Source organism: Anaerotruncus massiliensis (ex Togo et al. 2026), from assembly GCF_900199635.1.
Classification (GTDB): Bacteria; Bacillota; Clostridia; order Oscillospirales; family Ruminococcaceae; genus Anaerotruncus; species Anaerotruncus massiliensis.
Window position 1 is genome coordinate 2,412,671 of sequence record NZ_LT962687.1, and the last position, 15,563, is coordinate 2,428,233.

Below are 15,563 nucleotides of genomic sequence, written 5' to 3' on the forward strand. Positions count from 1 at the left end.
ATTCGGAATGGTTGATCTTGCGCACATCTCCAAAAAGGAACTCGGCAAGCTGTTCGACCACAGCGTGCTCCCCAAAAACGCCTGCGAACGGGAGATCCGGGAGGGCTGCCGCACCGCGCGCGCCTACAACTGCGCGGCGTTCTATTCCGCGACCAGCTACTGGACCCCTGTCGTCCGGGAGGAGCTGGCGGGGAGCGACCTTTTGATCGGAACGGGAATCGACTTTCCGTTCGGGGCCTCCCCCCTGCCCGTAAAGATCGCCCAGATGGAGGAGGCGCTCCGGGCGGGCTGCAACACCCTCGACCTGATCATCAACGTCGGGGCGGTCCGCGACGGCCGCTACGACGTGACGAAGGCGGAGCTGGACGCGTTCAAGCGCATCGCCGGGAAGGACGCGCTGACCAAGGTCATCCTGGAAGTGTGCTTCCTGACGGATGAGGAGATCACGCGGGTATGCGGGCTCATCGCCGAGGCGGGACTGGACTACGCGAAAACCTCCACCGGACAGTACGAGGGCCCCAGCATGGACCAGTTCCTTGTCATGAAAAAGGCGCTCACGGGCACCGGGGTCAGGCTGAAGGTGGCCGGCGTCAAATTCCCGCGTCCCCAGAACGCCTACGCCTTCATCAAGGCCGGGGCGGAACTCATCGGGACGCGGGCGTCCGGCCAGATCATCGACGCGTACGACCAGATGAAGGAAATCGGCCTCCTCTGACGGGCCGGGAAAGGAGAAGCTCTGTTTGGAACATTATATCGCGGCAATCGACGTGGGCACCACCGGCGCGAAAGCGATGATCATCGGGACGGACGGCTCGGTGGCGGGGCAGGGGTACCGGGAATACGGCGCCGCCTATCCCCGCCCCGGATGGGTGGAGCAGGATTCGGAGGAGATCGTCGAAAAGACCTTTGAGGCCTGCCGGCGCGCCGTGGAAGCGGCGGCCGTCGACCCCTCCCAGCTCGCCTGCGCCAGTTTTTCCTGCCAGCGGTCGACGTTCGGCTTCCTGGACGATGAAATGCGGATGATTGACCGCCGTCTCTACGGCTGGCAGGACCAGCGCGCGGCGGAGACGATCGACGAAACGGCCGGACGGATCGATCCCGGCGAACTCTACCGCATCAGCGGGATGCCCGTCTCGCCTCCCTTCGCCATCCATAAGCTCGTCTGGATTTTGAAAAACGACCCGGATACATACCGCCGCGCGAGGTGGATCGTACACCTCGGGGACTATGTGTCCTACCGGTTCGGCGCCGGGGAGCTGCGCGCCGAGCTGACGGCCGCCTGCACGCTGGGGCTGGTGGATTTCGCCGCGCGCGGCTGGTCCGACCGCATCCTGACGGCGACCGGTATCGACCGTGCAAAGCTGCCGCCCCTCGTGGAATCCGGCGCGCGAATCGGCTCGGTCTCAGCCGCGGCCGCCGCCCACTCCGGGCTTCCGGAGGGGCTGCCGCTGATCGCCGGTTCGGGCGACCAGCAGTGCGCCGCCATCGGCGCGGGCGTTGTGAGCGACGGCATGGCCTCCCTTACCCTCGGCACCTCCGGTTTTCTCGTGGCGGGCGCGCGGTCCCTCGACCTCAGCAAGACCGCCGGCCTGATGGCCCCGCTCTCCCCCGCCTTCGGCATCTGCGAGCTGGAGGCCAACCAGCTCGGGGCGGCGAGCGCCTATCGGTGGGCGCGCGACGTCCTCGCGGAGGCGGAATGCGCTCACGCGGAAGATACCGGCACGGACGCCTACCGGCTGATGGATATCCGCGCCGAACAAAGCCCGCCCGGTTCAAACGGGGTCGTCTTCCTTCCCCACCTGACCGGAAGCGGGTATCCCAACTGGGACCCCGACGCCAGAGGGGTCTTCGCGGGGCTGACCTTCTCGAGCACCAAAAACGACCTGCTCCGCGCCGTCATGGAGGGGATCACCCTCGAGGCGAAGGACATGTACGAGACAATGCGGGAATCCGGCGTCTCCATCCGTTCCCTCGCCATCACGGGGGGCGCCACGAAATCCCGCCTCTGGCGGCAGATCATCGCCGACATGTTCGCCACGGAAGTCAAGGTGCTTGCCGTCGCGGACGCGACGCTGGTCGGCGCGGCGATCATCGGCGCGGTGGGCGCGGGCCTCTTCGCCGACGTGCGGGAGGGTGCGCGCGAAATGGTGCACATCTCGCATACCGTGCCGCCGATCCCGGAAAACGCCGAGACCTACCGCCGACTCCACCGCGTCTACCGGGAGGTGTACGCCTCCCTGCGCGGCGGCGCTTTCCGGCAGCTCTCCTCCCTGTGACGGCGGGCGCTTCCGCCCGCCCCAGGCACCAGGTACCCGGCCGCATAACCACGCGGTAAAAATAAATATGAAGGAGCGATTTTATGAGCGCGGTTGAAAAACTGGACAACATTGAAGCCATCTGTTTTTTCCCGAAGGACTTTGACGGTTCCCGCCGATTCTTTGAGGACAAGTGGGGATTCCAGCCGAAGCGGATCCAGCCGACGGTGGAAAACCCCAACTTTATCGAGTATTCCTTCCGCGGCGCGACGATCGCAATCTGGGCGCGGGATGCCGTCGCCGAGATCATGGGCGAGCAGAACCTCATGGATGAGGCGCACAACTTCATGACCGCGATCAAGGTCCCGCGGGTGGAGGACGTGGACGAAATTTACGAGGATTTCACCTCCAAGGGAGTGGTCTGCATCAGCAAGCCCGAGACCTTCGGATTTGGTTCGCGGGCCGCCTACTTCCTCGACTATGAGCGCAATATCTGGGAGATCTTCGCCTGGGTGGAGGGAGGGGACGGGCCCGCGCTCGTCAATCCATAAGGCAACCCATATCAAAAGAGGCCGCTGAACAGGTTCAGCGGCCTCTTTTGATATGTGCGCCTATTTCCGCAGGGAAAAATGTCCGCCGGGGCAGAGCGAAACGCAGAGCCCGCAGCCGGAGCACCGCTCCCGGACGACCCGGACGCGGTCCCCCTCCCGGACGACCGCGCCGTCGAGGCAGGCGGTGACGCAGGGACAGCCGCCCTCCCCGCAGCTTTGCCCGCAGGGGGAATCCAGCGAGGCGTGCAGCCGGCGGGTGAGGATCTCCTCAAAGGGGGAGAGGGAGTCCAGCGCGATCCCGCGCAGCTCCTCGACCGAGCCATACCGGTGCGCCCGCATCCACGCCTCCAGATCCTCCACCGTCCGGGTGATCCGCCCATATCCTCCCAGCAGGACCGCCGAGCCCAGCTGGACCACCGAAGCTCCCAGCATGAGGAATTCCAGCGCGCTGAGCGCGTCCTCCACCCCGCCCATCGATGCGATCTGGCAGTCCGCCAGCTGGCTGAGCATGGCGGTCGCCGCCAGCGAGACCGGACGGATATGCGGGCCGGAATACCCACCGATCGTGGGCGTCCGGGAGCGGCCGCGCTCGACGTCCACCCCGATGAGCCCGGAGAGGGTTTCGATCGCGCTGACAGCCTTCGCCCCGGCGCGCTCCACCGCCTGGACGAACTCCCGGGAGGACGCCGCGTGATGGGGCAGCCGCACCATCACGGGGACGGAGACCTTTTGGGTGACCTGCCGAATCATCTCGTAGATCTCATCCGGATGGATCGCGAGGTTCTCCATCTTGGTCCCGATGGGGGTGAAGCAGCAGAGCTCCAGCGCGTCCGCGCCGAAGCGCTCCACCGCCGTGGCGGTGTAGGCAAGCTCGGAGGGGGTGCCGCCGCGGATGTTGCAGATCAGAAAGCTGTCCCCCTTCCGGACCTGCGAAAGCTCCCGCTCCAGCTGCTCGAAGGACAGCGTGCTGTAGAGCGTCGTATTGAGTAGCCGCCCCTCCTGCCGGTAGATGCGCGGCCGGAGAAGCTGGCTCTTTTCCAGTGTGATGGTTTCGGTGACGACGGCCGCCGCCCCCGCGTCGATCGCCTTTTGGATCGACGCGGCGTCCCGCGACCAGGGACCGGCCGCCACGATGACCGGGTTTTTCAGGGGCAGGCCCATAAAATCCACCGCTGTGCACATACCGCTTCCCCTCCCCTCACTCGAACTGCTCATAGATATTCTTCTTATTGCCGCAGGATTTGCGGATCTTCAGCTTGGATTTCAGCACGATCTCCTGCGTTTCGATGTCGTAAAGCTCGCTGTTCTCGATAAGGTCGATCAGCCGCCGGGCCGCCACCGTCCCCAGCCGCTCATACGGATGCTCCACCGTGGTGAGCGCCGGGCAGACGACCGTGGCCATCTCGGAGTCCGTGAAGCCGGCGACCGCCAGCTGGCGGGGAACCGCGAGCTTCTCCTCCTGCGCCGCCTTCATGATGCCGACCGCGATGCCGTCATCGGCGGCAAAAAACGCCTGCGGCAGGGCTTCCCCCTCCGCGAGCATCTCCTTTAAAACGATGTACCCGCCCCGGACGCTGTCCTCCGTCTCCAAAATGGGACAGCCGCCCGCGTCCAGGCCGCCCGCCGCGAGCGCCTGCAAAAAGCCCGCCGTGATCTGCGGCTTTTCCGGATAGTCCGCCTCGGTCTGCACCAGCGCGATACGGGTGTATTTCATGTCGATCAGGTGGGCGGTGAGCTTGGCGGCGGCGTCCTGGAAGTTGATGCTGCAGTTGTTCTCGCTCTCCGCGTCCGCGCACTTCCCGACCAGGACGACGGGAATCCCCGCCTGCCGGAGCGGCCCGAGCTCCGGCGGGGCTTCGTAGCCGCGCACCAGGATCACGCCGTCCGGCCGGGAGGCCGCGACCGCGCGGATGCTTCCGTTCTCCCCGCCCCGAAAGCCGCTCGTCTCGCAGATCGTCAGCTGGTAGCCGTTGGCCTGCAGGACCTGGCGGATGCCGGCAAGAATGCCGTAATACCGCGGCAGGACCGGGACGATCAGGACGACGGCGCCGGTTTTTTTCCTGGGCGGCTTGGCGGCCAGCTTGGGCGAATAGTTGCAGGACTCCAAAATCCCCAAAACGCGCTCCCTCGTCTCGGGCGCGACGGTCTCGGGATGGTTGATGACGCGGGAAATGGTGGCGATGGAAAGCCCCGCCTGCCGTGCGATCTCCCGGATATTCAAAAGCCTCACCTGCCGTTTCTGGACGCATCCTGTCTTTTTTTCCATCTTAGCACAGCAATCCCTTTTCATCAAGTATTCCGCGTGAAGTTTCCGAATAATCAGTGAAACATATCCCGGTAACATCGTTATGTTACATCAGTTCCAGCGCAAGCGACCCCATTCACTCGTTCAGCCGGCGGGTGGTAATTTTAAAAAATTTGCTCCGTTTCAAGCGTTTTACACAACAAATCCGGGTTTATTTCTGTCGATGTAACGATTGACAGCCTTTTGGCAATGTGGTATTTTGTAAATGTAACAAGTGCATTTGTTACATTCCATTTTCATCAGCGGGTCTGCGCGCGAATTCCCGCGGAGGGCACTGGAAAGCTGATTTCTGTGTGTGTCACGAGTTTCTCGTGAGTAAGGAGGAAACAGAATGTTTAAGAAAATTCCAAAAGGCTACGGGCTCAACGAATGTCCCCCCCTGCGGGAAGCGATCGCCCTTGGATTTACGCATCTGCCGGTGCTGCTGCTGAACACGGTCCCGATCCCGCTGCTGATCGGCGGCGGAATCGGCCTGCCGGCCTCGGAGATCACCATTTTGATCGCCGCCTGCCTGTTTGTCGCGGGCATCGCCAGCATCCTCCAATCGATCGGCGCGGGTCCCGTCGGCGCGCGGCTGCCGGTCTTTCTGGGCAACAGCTTCGTCTTCGTGGCGCCGGGCATCGCCATCGCCGCCCAGCACGGGCTCGACACCTTCACGGGCGCCTGCCTGGTCGGCAGCGTCGTCTGCCTGATCGTGTGGGGCGGGCTCTACAAGCAAATTGCAAAGCTGGTAAAGCCCTACATCTCCGGCACGATCGTGGCGATCCTCGGCATCAGCCTGTGCGGCGTGGCGATCGGCTACTGCGCGGGCGGCACCGGGAGCGCCGACTACGGCTCCCTGAGCAACTACCTGCTGGCCGGCGGCACCATCCTGCTGACCCTCTTCCTCCAGCGGTTTACGAAGGGGCTCCTGCAAAAATGCGCCGCGCTCGTCTCGATGGTCGTCATGACGGCGGTCTACGGCTTTATGGGGAAGCTGGATTTTTCCGAAATGATCCAGTCCGCGTGGCTCCGGGTGCCGCAGCCGCTGCACTTCGGCATCCGCTTTGAGCTGGGCACCATCGTGACGGTCAGCTTCCTCTGCCTTGTGGCCCTGCTCGAGCTGCTCGGCGACCAGACCACCGCGGCCAACCTCGCCGAAAACCGGCTGCCCACCGGAAAGGAACAGCACGGCGGCATCCTCGCGCAGGGGATCAGCAGCGTGTTCGGCTCGCTCTTCAATCTCTGCCCGACCATTTCGATCAGCGCCAACCTCGGCCTCTGCGGCCTCACCGGCGTCACCAGCCGCTTTGTGATCGCGATCACCGGCGTGCTGGTCATGCTCTGCGGCATCTGCCCGAAAATCTGCGCCGTCTTCACCCTTGTCCCCAACGCGGTGCTCGGCGGCGTGGCGCTGATGACCTTCGGCGTCATCATCCTCTCGGGCATCAACATCCTCAAGAACTGCGAAATGGGCAACCGCGAAACCACGATCGTGGGAATTTCGCTGGCGGTCGGCATCGGGTTCAGCGCGGTGGCGGACAGCCTCGCGGCCTTCCCCTTCTGGGTCACCTCGATGCTCAGCGGCCTGCCGGGCACCGCCATCACCGCCATCCTGCTCAGCGTCCTGATCCCCGCCGAAAAGAAGGCGAAAGACACCGTATCAGAATAGGGGGCTCCTCATGAAAACCATCCTTTACCAAAACGCCGACTGGATTTTGACGATGGACGGCGACCGCCGCCGCTACCGCCACGGCGACCTGCTGATCAGCGGGAATGAGATCGTGGACGTCGGCGAGCGCCTCGCCGAAAAGCACCGCGCGACCACCCCCATCGACGAGGTGGTCGACGCCTCCGGGCGCGTCATCCTCCCGGGGTTCGTCAACGTCCACCACCACACCTGGCAGTCCCTCATCCGTAACATCAACGTTGCAAACGGGCTGGTGCTCGAGCCGTGGCTCCAGGTGATGTTTGAAATCTTCAAGGACCTGACTCCGGAGGTCGCCCGGGCGGGCGTCTACGCCGGGCTCGGCGACGCGCTCAAAACCGGCTGCACCACCTCCAACGACCTCTTCTATCCCCACCCGGTGGAAGGGCTGGTGGAGGCGACGATCCTGGCGGCGGAGGAGATCGGCATCCGGTTCCATCCCAACCGCGGCTTTGAATCGCTGGCAAGCAACATCGTCCCGCCCGAAATCATCAGCGCGCCGGAGGAGATCATCGCGGACACCGAGCGCCTCGTGAAGCGTTACCACGACCCGTCGCGGTTTTCCATGTGCCGGGTGGGCGTCGCGCCCAGCATGCCGCAGTACGGCACCCTCGAAAGCCTGCGCGCCGCGCTCGACCTCGCGGAAAAATACGACCTGCTCGTGCACGGGCACCTGGCGGAAAGCCGCTATGAGACCGAATTCACCCTCGAAAAATTCGGCTGCCGCCCCTTTGAATGGTTCCGGCGGCACGACCTGCTGGGCGAGCGCTTCTACTACGCGCACTGCGTCCACATCAACGAGGAGGAGGTGCGGCAGATGGCGAAGACGAACACCGGCATCGCGCACTGCCCCATCTCCAACATGTTCCTGAATTCCGGTGTGAGCCCCATCCCGGCCTACCTCAAGGCGGGCGTCAGCCGCATCGGCCTCGGCGTGGACGGCGCGGCCAGCAGCAACTCCTCCAACATGATGGAGGAGATCCGCAGCGCCTATCTCGTCAACCGGCTCACCTGGGGCCGGGACGCCGTCGGCCCGGAGGACATTCTCTACCTCGCCACGGCCGGCGGGGCCAAAACGCTTGGCCGCGACGACATCGGTTTCCTCGCGCCCCATATGGCGGCCGACCTGGTCGTTATGGACTGGAACCAGCTGCAATATGCCGGCGGCTGCAACGACCCCGCGGCCTGCATCGTCATCAGCGGCGACCCCCGCATGGTGAAGGACGTCGTGGTCAACGGGGAAACCGTCGTCAGGGACGGGAAGCTGACCCATATCGACGAGGCCGGGATGTGCGGGCTCGTCAACCGCGTCGGCAGGGAGCTGCTGACGAAGGCGTCCGTCCGGGAACCCCGGCTGAAGGCCGACCTGGTTTGACCTCCTCTCATTCACGATATCGCACCGCAAAGAAGCACACCCTCCGCACATTCCAAAGAATGTGCGGAGGGTGTGTCTCTCTATTCCGCGGGGTTCGCCCCGGCGCGCAAAAAAAGGACGCAGACGCGTCCTTTTTTATGGTCCTGTTTCACGCCCCTAATCCTCCGCGTAGGCGAGCAGGGTCTCCGCCGTGCGGGAGTCGATCGCGAGGACGTCGACCAGCCCCGCGCGCAGGCTGCCGATGAGCGGGGGCACCTTGTCGTCGCTGGCGATGCAGGCGCAGGAGTGGCGGGCGCTGCGCAGCGCCTCGAGCCCGATGCTGATCGTCCGCTCGTCGAGGGAGGGGTCCACGATCTCCCCCCGCTCGTTGATGAAGCGGCAGCAGATGCAGCCCACCGAACCGCTCCGGTGAAGCTGCTGAAGCTCCTCCGTGGAAATGTATCCGGTGCGCCACAGGCAGTTCTCCTCGCTGAGCACGCCGATGTTCGGGAACGCCACGTCCACGCCGTTGACCTGGTTGATGATGTGGCTGATCTTGGAGTCGTGCAGCAGGAGGTCCACAATGATGGAGTTCTCCACCACCACCGGACAGGGCAGCGTGTTGAGCGATTTGACCCCCAGCTTTTGGGAAAAGTGCCGCACGATCTCATTGGCGAAGTTGTTGCTGTCGGCGTTGTCGAGATTCCCGGCGATCTGGAGGATGACCGAGGCGGGCATCGAAACCTCCTGCAGGTGTTCCGCCAGCTTCAGCAACGTATAGCCCCATGCGATCCCGATTTTGTCCCCGTCCCGCAGGAAGCCCTGGAAAAAGGGCGCGGCCTGCCGCACGGTATCGGCCAGCGCCCGTTTGTCGTCCGCGTAGGGCGATTCGGTCACCAGCACATGCTCGAGCCCGAACCGCGCCCGGATACGCTCCTCCAGCTCGTGCACGTCGCCGCAGGGCGGCGGGCTGATCTGGATATTCACGATCCCGTCCTCGCGCGCCTTGGCGAGCAGGCGGGACACTTTCGGGCGCGACAGCCCCATTTCGGCCGAAATCTCGGCCTGGTTCAGGTTGTCCAGATAGTAGAGCCGCGCGACGGTATAGAGCAGCTGCCCATCTCTGTTCATCGTCTTCCCCCCACGGTTGATTCCCATTATTTTGCTTCCTTCTCTTTCTCTAGAATAGAAAAAAATGATTGCTTTGTCAATAGATTTGGACTAAATTTCAAATTTAGTTTTTACTTTTCGAGAATAGTTTCAATTATTTTGTGTTCTATTCGTTTTTCCGGAAATAATCGTGTCCGGTTTTTTTAATCTTCGCCCATATCTGTAATTTCGGAAGCAATAAATTGAACAAATTTTCACTATTTAAGGATAAAACCAATAAATACGCATTCTTATTCTGGTTTTCTTGACAAAATTGATCTAAATTTCAATTATTTGCTTGAAAAACGCTCGGTAATGCCATATAGTAGGAACTGCAACAAGCAATCACCTGCAGAGTGAACGCAATTTCAAATTTCCACACAGGAGGTCAGCAGACCATGCAAAAGGAGCTCTTGTTCCACGGGCCCGCCTCAGAGGTCATCACGCCGTTCACAGCCGACGGGCGGATTGACTTTGCGCTGCTCGAAGAGGAGATCGAATACCTGATCACAAACGGCATCACCGGCGTATTTGTCAACGGCCTCGCGAGCGAGGCGCTCATGTTCCCCACCGAGCAGCGCGTGGAAGCGGTGCGCAGGGCCGTCAAGGCCGCGGACGGCCGGATTCCCGTGCTCGGCAACCTGATCTACAACAGCGTCGACATGGCCGTGGACTGCATGAAGCGGTATGAGGAATGCGGGTGCGGCGCGATCATCATTACGCCACCCCTCGTCTACAAATACACCGAGGAGGGTCTCTACCGCTACTTCGCGGGGATCGCGGGCCAGACCAAGCTGCCCGTCTATCTCTACAACGCCCCCGAGACGGGCAACAAGCTCTCCCCCGAGCTCATCGGGAGGCTCTTTTCCGAGGTCCCCAACCTGTGGGGCTACAAGGACAGCACGCAGGACATCATCCACCAGCAGACGATGCTGCGCCTCATCGGCAGGGACCGCCACTTTGAACTGATGGCCGGCAGCGACGCGCAAATCCTCACGACGAGCCTGCTGGGCGGCGTGGGCGTCTTCTCCCTGCTGACCTGCATCTTCCCCAAGCTCATCGTCGGCATCTGCGGGGCGATCGACAGGGGCGACTGGGAAACCGCGAGGGCCATGCAGGAAAAGATCCTGCGCGTGCGCCAGGCGATGAAGATCGGGCCCTTTATGGCGGCCTACAAATTCGTCGGCGAACTTGTCGGCGCGCCGCTCGGCCGGATGAAAGCCCCGTTGAGCGAGGTAAGCGAGTCCGACAAACAAAAAATCGTAACCATCCTGAAGGAACAGGAGATGCTTTAACCAAAACAAGGCCAAGGAGGACCGGATATGAACAGAAAACAGTTAGCCAAAATGATGGACCACACGATTCTCAAGGCGACCGCCACCCCCGCGCAGGTCGAGCAGATCTGCCGGGAGGCGCTCGGGATCGGCGCGGCGTCGGTCTGCATCAACCCCTGCAACATCGAACAGGCCAGGCGCCTGTTGGACGGCAGCGGCGTCAGGGTCTGCACCGTCATCGGCTTCCCGCTCGGCGCGAACACCCCCGAGGTGAAGGCGTTCGAGACGCAGGACGCCATCCGGCGCGGTGCCGAGGAGGTGGACATGGTCATCAACGTGGGAGCCCTGCTCGCGGGCGACGACGAGACTGTCTACCGCGACATCAAGGCCGTTGTGGACGCCGCAGCGGGCACCCTCACAAAGGTCATCATCGAGACCTGCTACCTCTCCGACGATCAGAAGAAGACCGCCTGCGAGCTTGCGATGCGCGCGGGAGCGGACTTTGTCAAGACCTCCACCGGCTTCGGCACCGGCGGCGCGACCCCTCACGACGTCGCCCTCATGCGCGGCGTGGTCGGCTCCAAGCTGCAGGTCAAGGCCTCCGGCGGGATCCGCACCTACGAGGACGCGGCGGCCGTGGTGGAAGCGGGCGCCGACCGGCTGGGCGTCTCGGCCAGCCTGACCATTCTGCAGGGGATTCCGGAATAATCCCTGCTTTCTGTGGGAGAGAAGAAGATGTTTGATACCGTGATATCCGGCGGCGTGATCATCTCCGCCCACGACCGCTACAAGCCCCTTTCGGGCAGCGTCGGCATAACGGACGGCCGCATCGCCTATGCGGGGTCCCATCCGCTCACGGCGGCGGACGGGCGCGCCTTTGTGGACGCGCGCGGAAAGATCGTGATGCCCGGGCTCGTGAACGGGCACTGCCACGGCGATATGGGCTTTGCCAAGGGCGGCGCGGACAACACCACGCTGGGCGAGCAGATGGAGCGGTTTGCGGAACACAACTGGTATTACGACCGCGTCACCGACGAGGACCGCTACCACGCCCGCCTGCTGACCTATGCCGAGGCGCTGCTCAGCGGCACCACGATGCTGGTGGAGAACATGTACTGGAGCCTCGGGCCCCTCTCGCAGGAGGCGTTTGCGAAGATCGGCCTGCGCGGCGCGCCGGCGGAGGATGTGCGATACGACTTTTACCGTTCGGACGGGTTTTTGACCGACGGGATGCTCGAGGCCTTCCAATCCCGCTGCCGGGAGTACGGCCTCATCCCCCTGCTCGGCACGCTGCCGGAGGAGGAATTCACCCGGGAGCGCCTGCGCCGGGTACGGGAGATCGTCGAAAAGAGCGGCTGCCATTTCACGAGCCACCTCGCGGAGACCCCCTGGCGCCACGCGGCCGCGGTGGAGCGGATGGGCGAAAGCCCCGTCAGGGCGCTCGACCGCTGCGGCCTGCTGACGGAAAAATACATCGGCTCCCACGCGGTCTACCTCGACGGGGAGGAGATCGCGCTGATGGCAAAGCGGGGCGCCAAGGTGGTGAACACCCCCATCTGCGAGATGAAGATCGCCGACGGACTCGCCCCTATCCCCGCGCTTCTGAAGGCGGGGGTAACCGTGGCGCTCGGCACCGACGGCGCCATGTGGAGCAACTCCAACGACCTCTTCCGCGAGATGAAATGCCTGCTGCTCGTCCACAGCCTGCACGGCGGGGTACGCACCCTCACGGCGCACGACGCGCTCGACATGGCCACCGTGAACGGCGCGAAGCTCTTCGGCCTCGAAAACGAGCTCGGCACCATCGAGCAGGGCAAGCTGGCCGACCTCATCCTCGTGGACGCCTCCCGCCCGCACATGACGCCGCTGCGGACGGGGCGCGCCGAAAACGTGAGTTCCAACGTCGTCTACTGCGCCACCGGCGCGGATGTGACCGACGTGTTCGTCGGCGGCCGCCGCCTGGTGCAGGACCGCCGCATCCCCGGACTCGACCTCGGGGAGATTCAGCGGCGGGTCGCCGCCGTCTCCGAAAAAGCCCTCGGGGTGGACTGAACCCCCCGCCCCCATGACAACAGGAACCTTATCAAACGCCTACAAGGAGGAAATTATGAAAAAGCTCATCTCTACCGTTTTAAGCCTCTGCCTCATCCTGACGCTGCTGGCGGCCTGCGGCGGCAAGCCCGCCGGCGAAGCAGCCCCGGCGGATTCCGCCGCTCCCGCGGCGGACGGCGGGGACGCCGTGCGCGTCGTACTCATCGGCAACCAGAAGTTCGGCGACAACGGCCCCATGGACGACATGGCCGCCGCGGGCGAACGCGCCGCCGCCGAGCTGGGCGTGGAGTTCAAAAAGATCGAATCCTCCCCCGCCTCCTTTGAGGAGGACATCCGCAGCATGTCGCAGGAGGGCTACGACCTCGTGATCACCACCTTCGGCTACATGTCCGACGCGACCAAGCTGGTGGCGCAGGAGTTCCCCGACACCAAGTACGCCGCCATCTTCCAGGAGATCAACACCCCCGAGGAGCCGGTCGCCAACCTGTGGGACGCCGTCTTCCGCGGCCAGACCACCTTCTATGTCGACGGCTACATCGCGGGGCTGGCCACCAAGACCAACCGCGTGGGCTTCATCGTCGGCGGCGAGGAGCCCGGCCCGAACGCCGAGGGCAACGGCTTCATGCGCGGCGTGCGCGACGCCAACCCCGACGCGGTGGTGGAATTTGCCTATGCCAGCTATGAGGACAGCGCCAAGGCCAAGGAGGTCGCGCTCGCCATGATCGACAAGGGCTGCGACGTCATCCAGGGCGACTGCGCCGCCCCCGACGCGGGCATCATCGAGGCGGTGAACGAGACCGGCAAGGACGTCTTCGTCATGAGCTGCATCATGGACTACACCGACGCAAGCAAAAACTTCGTCGGCACGATCAAGATGAACTACGGCACCGCCGTCTACGACGCGATTCAGGCGGTCGTCGACGGGAACTTCCCCGGCGGGCAGCAGGGCATCCGCGACATCACCAACGACGGCTACTACCTCTACTGGGAGGCATACGACTCCTTCCCCGAGCGCACCGACAACGCGGAATACGCCGCGGCTTTCAAGGACGCCATCGCCAAGGGCAAGGAGATCGAGGCGAAGATCAAGGCGGGCGAGCTCGTGGTCGAGTTCGACCCCATCGCGCCCGACTGGAACCGCATCGCGGCTGAATAGGCATCCCCCGGCGGGCCCTGCGCCGCGTTCGAGCGCGGCGCAGGGCCGCTTTCAAAAAAACGGGGCGGCCCCGCCGTCCGCATCAAATTTTCCGGGAGGTAAACTGTTATGGCAAATCAGGCTAGCAAGGCAACCGCGCCGACCGTCGACGGAAAGGTCTACCACCTGCGTCTCGCCAAGGGGGACGTCCCCCCTTACGTCGTCCTGCCCGGCGACCAGGCCGCGACCGAACACATCTCCGCCGTCTGGCAGGATACGAAGGAGATCGCTTACAACCGCGAATACCGCACCGTGACGGGCGTTTATGAGGGCTTCGACATGGCGATGACCTCCACCGGCATCGGCTGCCAGCCGGCGGAAATCTGCCTCAACGAGCTCAAGAAGGTGGGCGTGCACACCTGCGTCAAGGTAGGCTGCGCCGAAGCGATCCGCACCGACCTCGACCTCGGCGACATCATCATCCCCGCCGCCTGCATGCGGAAGGGCGGCGCCGTGACCCACTACGTGAAGCCCGAGTTCCCCGCCTTCGCCGACCCCCGCGTCGTAAAGGCCCTCATCGAGGCCTGCCGCCGGCTCGGCTACCGCTACACGATGGGCGTGGTCTGCTCGATCAGCTCCTACTACGTCGGCCAGGGCCGTCCGCTCGACGGGGACGAGGAGAGCTTCTTCCCGCCCGAGGCTGCGAACGTCGTCGACCGTCTGCGCAACGCAAAGGTCGTGGCGGTCGACAACGAGACGGCCGGCGAGTTGGTCATGGGCTACCTGCACAAGATGCGCATGGGCGCGGTACTGGCTGTGAACGCGAACCGCGTCACCGGAGCCTGGGGCGACAACGGCGGCGAGGAGAAGGCCTGCCGCATCGCGAGCGAGGCGATCCGCATCCTGCGGGAGACGGACACCGAAAAAACCATCCGCACGCTCTACGCCTGAGGCGGAACCGAGAAACAGGAAAGGGGACCGACTATGAAAAAACTTGACCAGATACTCGACCCGAAGACGGAGGACGGGAGATCCTACTACCTGCACCTGCGGGAGGGCGACATGCCCGGCTATGTGATCATTCCCGGTTCTCCCGAGCGCACCGCAAAGATCGCCGCCAACTGGGAAAACGTGCGGGATGTGGCCCACAGCCGCCACTACATCTCCAAACGCGGCGTCTACCAGGGCATGGAGCAGGGCACCACCTCCACCGGCATCGGCGCGCTCAGCGCGGAGATCTGCTTAAACGAACTGAAAAAATCCGGCGTGCACACCGTTCTGCGCGTGGGCACCACCGGCTGCATCGACCCCAATTTTGAAAACGGCGACCTGCTCATCCCGGTGGCCTGCATCGCCCGGGACGGCTCCTCCGAGTGCTACATCGACCCCGAATTCCCCTCCTTCGCCGATCCCGTCATGGTCATGGCGCTGGCGGAGGCGTGCGAGCGGCTCGGCTTCCGCTACGGGCTCGCGCTCGAATACACCGCGGGCTCCTTCTACCTCGGGCAGGGCCGCCCGCTCGGCGACGAGCCGGACAGCTACTGGCCCTCCTGGGCGAAGGACATCATGCCCGACATCGAGCAGCAGGGCGTCAAGGTGCTCGAGATGGACACGGCCGGCCAGTTTATCATCGGCTATCTGCACGGCATGCGCATCGCGGCGGTCCTTTCGGTGGTCGCGGCGCGCAAGAACAACAATTTTGCCTACAACAACGGCGAGGAAAAAGCCTGCCTGGCTGCATCCGAGGCACTCAAAATCCTGAAGGAGTGGGATGAGCGGGGCGAGTTCGGGAGGTAAGGTC

14 protein-coding genes are annotated in these 15,563 nt (G+C 63.7%); 11 read left to right on the plus strand and 3 right to left on the minus strand.

Going from position 1 to position 15,563, the window contains the following annotated elements; all coding sequences use genetic code 11:
* Window positions 1–7 precede the first annotated feature (7 nt).
* From deoC (C1A13_RS11710) to C1A13_RS11720, 3 genes are all read left to right on the plus strand, one after another.
* A complete protein-coding gene (deoC, locus tag C1A13_RS11710) occupies window positions 8–715 on the plus strand; it encodes a deoxyribose-phosphate aldolase (protein ID WP_101552201.1) in 708 nt (235 codons plus the stop codon).
* A gap of 25 nt (window positions 716–740) precedes the next feature.
* Window positions 741–2,276 carry an FGGY-family carbohydrate kinase gene (locus C1A13_RS11715; RefSeq protein ID WP_101552204.1) on the plus strand — a complete coding sequence of 512 codons (1,536 nt, stop codon included), beginning with the start codon at window positions 741–743 and terminating at the stop codon, window positions 2,274–2,276.
* 83 nt (window positions 2,277–2,359) lie between these two features.
* On the plus strand, window positions 2,360–2,806 hold the full coding sequence (locus C1A13_RS11720) for a VOC family protein (RefSeq protein WP_101552205.1): 447 nt from the start codon (window positions 2,360–2,362) through the stop codon (window positions 2,804–2,806).
* 60 nt (window positions 2,807–2,866) lie between these two features.
* Here the strand turns inward: C1A13_RS11720 and C1A13_RS11725 are convergent, their stop codons facing one another.
* Window positions 2,867–3,988, minus strand: coding sequence for a 4Fe-4S binding protein (locus C1A13_RS11725; protein WP_101552207.1), 1,122 nt, complete (start codon window positions 3,986–3,988; stop codon window positions 2,867–2,869).
* 16 nt (window positions 3,989–4,004) lie between these two features.
* Window positions 4,005–5,072 (minus strand): LacI family DNA-binding transcriptional regulator, encoded by a 1,068-nt coding sequence (locus C1A13_RS11730; protein ID WP_172439270.1) that lies wholly within the window; start codon window positions 5,070–5,072, stop codon window positions 4,005–4,007.
* 370 nt (window positions 5,073–5,442) lie between these two features.
* Between C1A13_RS11730 and C1A13_RS11735 the strand changes: the two genes are divergently transcribed.
* Window positions 5,443–6,762, plus strand: a complete 1,320-nt coding sequence (locus C1A13_RS11735) for a uracil-xanthine permease family protein (protein WP_101552211.1) — start codon at window positions 5,443–5,445, stop codon at window positions 6,760–6,762.
* A 10-nt stretch (window positions 6,763–6,772) separates the two neighbouring features.
* Window positions 6,773–8,173, plus strand: coding sequence for an amidohydrolase family protein (locus C1A13_RS11740; protein ID WP_101552213.1), 1,401 nt, complete (start codon window positions 6,773–6,775; stop codon window positions 8,171–8,173).
* Between the two features lie 156 nt (window positions 8,174–8,329).
* On the opposite strand, the gene C1A13_RS11745 is transcribed toward C1A13_RS11740, so the two are convergent.
* On the minus strand, window positions 8,330–9,310 hold the full coding sequence (locus tag C1A13_RS11745) for a sugar-binding transcriptional regulator (protein WP_101552215.1): 981 nt from the start codon (window positions 9,308–9,310) through the stop codon (window positions 8,330–8,332).
* A 389-nt stretch (window positions 9,311–9,699) separates the two neighbouring features.
* Here C1A13_RS11745 and C1A13_RS11750 point away from each other — a divergent pair, with 389 nt between their 5' ends.
* The 6 genes from C1A13_RS11750 (at window position 9,700) to C1A13_RS11775 (ending at window position 15,559) form a co-directional block, all read left to right on the plus strand.
* A complete protein-coding gene (locus C1A13_RS11750; protein ID WP_101552217.1) occupies window positions 9,700–10,596 on the plus strand; it encodes a dihydrodipicolinate synthase family protein in 897 nt (298 codons plus the stop codon).
* 27 nt (window positions 10,597–10,623) lie between these two features.
* On the plus strand, window positions 10,624–11,283 hold the full coding sequence (deoC, locus tag C1A13_RS11755; protein ID WP_101552219.1) for a deoxyribose-phosphate aldolase: 660 nt from the start codon (window positions 10,624–10,626) through the stop codon (window positions 11,281–11,283).
* A gap of 27 nt (window positions 11,284–11,310) precedes the next feature.
* Window positions 11,311–12,627: an amidohydrolase family protein gene (locus tag C1A13_RS11760; RefSeq protein ID WP_101552221.1), complete on the plus strand. Its 1,317-nt coding sequence runs from the start codon at window positions 11,311–11,313 to the stop codon at window positions 12,625–12,627.
* A 55-nt stretch (window positions 12,628–12,682) separates the two neighbouring features.
* Window positions 12,683–13,783 carry a BMP family ABC transporter substrate-binding protein gene (locus C1A13_RS11765; protein ID WP_242970868.1) on the plus strand — a complete coding sequence of 367 codons (1,101 nt, stop codon included), beginning with the start codon at window positions 12,683–12,685 and terminating at the stop codon, window positions 13,781–13,783.
* Between the two features lie 108 nt (window positions 13,784–13,891).
* A complete protein-coding gene (locus tag C1A13_RS11770) occupies window positions 13,892–14,713 on the plus strand; it encodes a nucleoside phosphorylase (protein WP_101552225.1) in 822 nt (273 codons plus the stop codon).
* A 33-nt stretch (window positions 14,714–14,746) separates the two neighbouring features.
* Window positions 14,747–15,559 carry a nucleoside phosphorylase gene (locus C1A13_RS11775; RefSeq protein ID WP_101552227.1) on the plus strand — a complete coding sequence of 271 codons (813 nt, stop codon included), beginning with the start codon at window positions 14,747–14,749 and terminating at the stop codon, window positions 15,557–15,559.
* The last annotated feature ends 4 nt before the right edge of the window (window positions 15,560–15,563 follow it).

Bases quoted from the DNA above. Each gene is read 5' to 3' on its own strand.
- deoC (WP_101552201.1), top strand. From the start codon at position 8: ATGGTTGATCTTGCGCACATCTCCAAAAAGGAACTCGGCAAGCTGTTC.
- C1A13_RS11720 (WP_101552205.1), top strand. From the start codon at position 2,360: ATGAGCGCGGTTGAAAAACTGGACAACATTGAAGCCATCTGTTTTTTC.
- C1A13_RS11725 (WP_101552207.1), bottom strand. From the start codon at position 3,988: ATGTGCACAGCGGTGGATTTTATGGGCCTGCCCCTGAAAAACCCGGTC.
- C1A13_RS11730 (WP_172439270.1), bottom strand. From the start codon at position 5,072: ATGGAAAAAAAGACAGGATGCGTCCAGAAACGGCAGGTGAGGCTTTTG.
- C1A13_RS11735 (WP_101552211.1), top strand. From the start codon at position 5,443: ATGTTTAAGAAAATTCCAAAAGGCTACGGGCTCAACGAATGTCCCCCC.
- C1A13_RS11740 (WP_101552213.1), top strand. From the start codon at position 6,773: ATGAAAACCATCCTTTACCAAAACGCCGACTGGATTTTGACGATGGAC.
- C1A13_RS11745 (WP_101552215.1), bottom strand. From the start codon at position 9,310: ATGGGAATCAACCGTGGGGGGAAGACGATGAACAGAGATGGGCAGCTG.
- C1A13_RS11750 (WP_101552217.1), top strand. From the start codon at position 9,700: ATGCAAAAGGAGCTCTTGTTCCACGGGCCCGCCTCAGAGGTCATCACG.
- deoC (WP_101552219.1), top strand. From the start codon at position 10,624: ATGAACAGAAAACAGTTAGCCAAAATGATGGACCACACGATTCTCAAG.
- C1A13_RS11760 (WP_101552221.1), top strand. From the start codon at position 11,311: ATGTTTGATACCGTGATATCCGGCGGCGTGATCATCTCCGCCCACGAC.
- C1A13_RS11765 (WP_242970868.1), top strand. From the start codon at position 12,683: ATGAAAAAGCTCATCTCTACCGTTTTAAGCCTCTGCCTCATCCTGACG.
- C1A13_RS11770 (WP_101552225.1), top strand. From the start codon at position 13,892: ATGGCAAATCAGGCTAGCAAGGCAACCGCGCCGACCGTCGACGGAAAG.
- C1A13_RS11775 (WP_101552227.1), top strand. From the start codon at position 14,747: ATGAAAAAACTTGACCAGATACTCGACCCGAAGACGGAGGACGGGAGA.